Source organism: Corallococcus sicarius (assembly GCF_003611735.1).
GTDB lineage: Bacteria > Myxococcota > Myxococcia > Myxococcales > Myxococcaceae > Corallococcus > Corallococcus sicarius.
Map to the genome: position 1 here is coordinate 1 of NZ_RAWG01000549.1, position 3163 is coordinate 3163.

Annotated in this window: 2 protein-coding genes; one reads left to right on the forward strand and one right to left on the reverse strand. The window is 66.3% G+C overall.

Annotated elements, in window-relative coordinates:
- The first annotated feature begins 330 nt into the window (after positions 1 to 330).
- A complete protein-coding gene (locus tag D7X12_RS40460) occupies positions 331 to 2586 on the forward strand; it encodes a M4 family metallopeptidase (RefSeq protein WP_120630446.1) in 2256 nt (751 codons plus the stop codon).
- A gap of 74 nt (positions 2587 to 2660) precedes the next feature.
- On the opposite strand, the gene D7X12_RS40465 is transcribed toward D7X12_RS40460, so the two are convergent.
- The coding region (locus D7X12_RS40465; protein ID WP_147443974.1) for a DUF418 domain-containing protein at positions 2661 to 3163 on the reverse strand (503 nt) is incomplete at its 5' end.

The following is a 3163-nucleotide window of genomic DNA, read 5'->3' on the forward strand; positions in this document are numbered from 1 at the left end:
CCGCTGGCCCCTCCCACCCCCCAGGCCAACAGCAGGCAGTGGACCGGGACCCACCCGGGTCGGGAATAAATGCGACGGCAAATTCTCCCCTGCGTTCACTTAATGCACGCATCCACCGACAGATGCTTCAAACGCGAAGGCCCCGTCTTACAAGTTTGAAGCATTGCCCCGATTTCCCGGTCTGCGTGGGTTCCTCCCGTCGTTTCAAGCAGTTGCGAGAACTCTCAATTCCTGAGAAGCAGTGTTTTCGTAAAATTCTCGCCTGTACTTGAAAAACGTGCCTCTCCTGTGACACAGTGTTCTCGAATCTTTCCACTTTAGGAGGATTACATGTACGAGAAGCGAGTACGCGGCGCTCTGGGTGCCGCAGCCCTGTCCCTGATGGTCGGCGCCTGCACTGACGGCGCTCCTGCTGCGAACAACGAGGAGGCCAACCTCCAGAAGGCGACCGCCAACCTGTCGGCGGGTCAGAAGGTGATCGCGGCCGACACGGACGCGGTCCCCACCTTCGTCACCGGTTCCTTTGGTTCCGTTCCTGCGCCGTCGGCCATCCAGGGCATCGCTGCGCAGCAGCAGCTGGCTCCGGTACTCGCGGGCGTGGCGCCGATGTTCCGCCTGGACCCGAACGACCTGTTCCTGAAGAAGGCCTACGTCGGCTTCGACGGTGACACCCACTTCCGTTACGGCGTGACCCACAACGGCATCCTGGTGCGCGACGCGGAAGTGCGTCTGCACGCCCGCAACGGCAGCGTGTTCGCGGTGAACACGAACGCCCGTGGCGACCTGAAGGGCGAGGCGAAGGCCACCATCGCCGCCGAGGCGGCCATCGCCGCGGCGACGGGCGACCGCAGCGCTCCCGAGCGCGCCTCCTCCGAGGGCGAGCCCCAGCTCGTGTACCACCGCTCGGGCAACGAGCTGGTCCTGACGTACGAAGTTCGCGTCCTGGGCGCGCTGAAGGACACGACGCCGGTGGACAACACCGTGCTGGTGAACGCGAAGACGGGCGAGGTCTTCGAGATCCGCCCGAACATCCACTCCGCGCTCAACCGCGAAGTGCGTGACCTGGAGCACCGCACGTCGCTGCCCACGGCCGTCCGTGCGCGCTTCGAGGGTGACCCGGCCCACGCCGACGCGGTGGTCAACAACAACTACAACCACCTCGGCACCGTCTACAACTGCTACAGCGAGCTGTTCGGCCGCGACTCGTACGACAACGCCGGCAAGGTGCTGAAGAGCTACGTCCACTACAGCAGCAACTACGTCAACGCCTACTGGGATGGTACCCAGATGGTGTACGGCGACGGCGACGGCGTGAACGCCTCCAACCTGGCGAACTCGCTGGACGTGACGGCGCACGAGCTGACGCACGCGGTGACCTCGGCCGAGTCCAACCTCACCTACTCCGGTGAGTCCGGTGGCCTCAACGAGTCCTTCTCCGACATCTTCGGAGCGGTGTGCGAGTGGTACGGCAAGGGCAAGGTCATCGACGCGAACACCTGGATCGTCGGCGACGACGTCTGGACGCCGAACATCCCGGGTGACGGCCTGCGCTACATGGACGAGCCCACGAAGGACGGGGACTCGCTCGACTACTACCCGGACTACTCCTCCGGCGTGGACGTGCACTACAGCTCGGGTATCTCCAACCTGGCGTTCTACCTGATGTCCCAGGGTGGCACGCACCCGCGCGCCAAGACGACCCAGGTCGTCGCTGGCATCGGTCTGGAGAAGGCCGCCAAGGTCATCTACAAGATCAACACGGACATCCTGATCGCGTCGTCCAACTTCGAGGCGGCGAAGACCGCGTCGGAGCAGGCCGCGACCCAGCTGGGCTACTCCGCGGCGGAAGTCGCCTCGGTGGGCAACGCGTGGAAGGCCGTCGGCGTCGGCGTGCCGGTTCCTCCCCCGGTCACCACGCCCATCGAGAAGGGCGTGCCCGTGACGGGCATCAACGGCTCCTCCGGCAGCAAGCAGTACTACTCGGTGACCATCCCCGAGGGCGCCACGGACGTGACCTTCACGCTGTCCGGTGGCACGGGTGACGCGGACCTCTACGTCCGTCGCGCCAACGCCCCCACGGACTCGCTGTACGACTGCCGTCCGTACAAGTCCGGCAACAACGAGGTCTGCACGTTCCCGTCCTCCGGCACCGAGGCGATCTGGTACGTGATGGTCAAGGGCTTCACCTCCTACACGGGCACGTCGCTGTCCGTGACCTGGAAGGGCGGCTTCGTGAACATCGGCAACGAGACCCGCATCGAGGACCTCTCGGGCGTGCCGGGCTCCAGCCGCACCTTCATCATCGACATGCCCGAGTTCAAGGTGAACTCCGGCATCAACACCCTGTCCGTCGCCCTGGGCGAGGGTGAGGGCAACGCGGACGTCTACGTGCAGGCCGCCTCCGCCCCCACGCAGTTCAGCTACCTGTGCCGTGGCGTGAAGGAGAGCGCGACGGAGAGCTGCATCCTGCGCAATGTCCCGGCCGGCAAGTACTACATCACGATCTTCGGCGTCCCCAGCCTGGTGGACACCGAGGTCGACGGCTACATCAAGACCGTGTTCGCGGCGTCCTACAAGACGCTGTAATCCGCGACCGCTGTCCTGACTCACAGCCCCGGGCTCCCGCTTCCTCGCGGGACCCGGGGTTTCTCTTTGTCAGCTCAGGGCGTCGTGCCCAGCGGGCTTGAGGCCGTCAGCCGCATGGGCTGGGCGCGGCCGTAGGTGAGTGACCGCCACAGCCACTCCACCGGGCCGAAGCGGAAGCGCGCAAGCCACAGGTGGCTCAAGCCCAGCTGCACCGCGAAGACGCCCAGCGTCAGCAGCAGGCAGCGCGACGGCGGCAGCCGGCCCACGAGCCCCAGGCCCCAGCCGTCGTACAGCCACAGGCTCACCACCGTCTGCATCAGGTACAGCGACAGGGCCATGCGCCCCGCGGGCGCGAACACGCCCAGCACCTTCCTCCAGCGCTCCTTCTGGAAGAGCAGCGCGAAGGCCGCCGCGTAGCCCACGCCCATCACCAGGAAGCCCACATCCCGCAGCAGCCGCAGCGCCACCATCCACGGGGGCGGGCTGGCCGGAGGCCACCCCGGCATGCCCCGGTGGTACAGGGTCACCGCCAGCCCCACGCCGCCCAGCCGGGGCATCTGCCAGTCGCTGACCACGA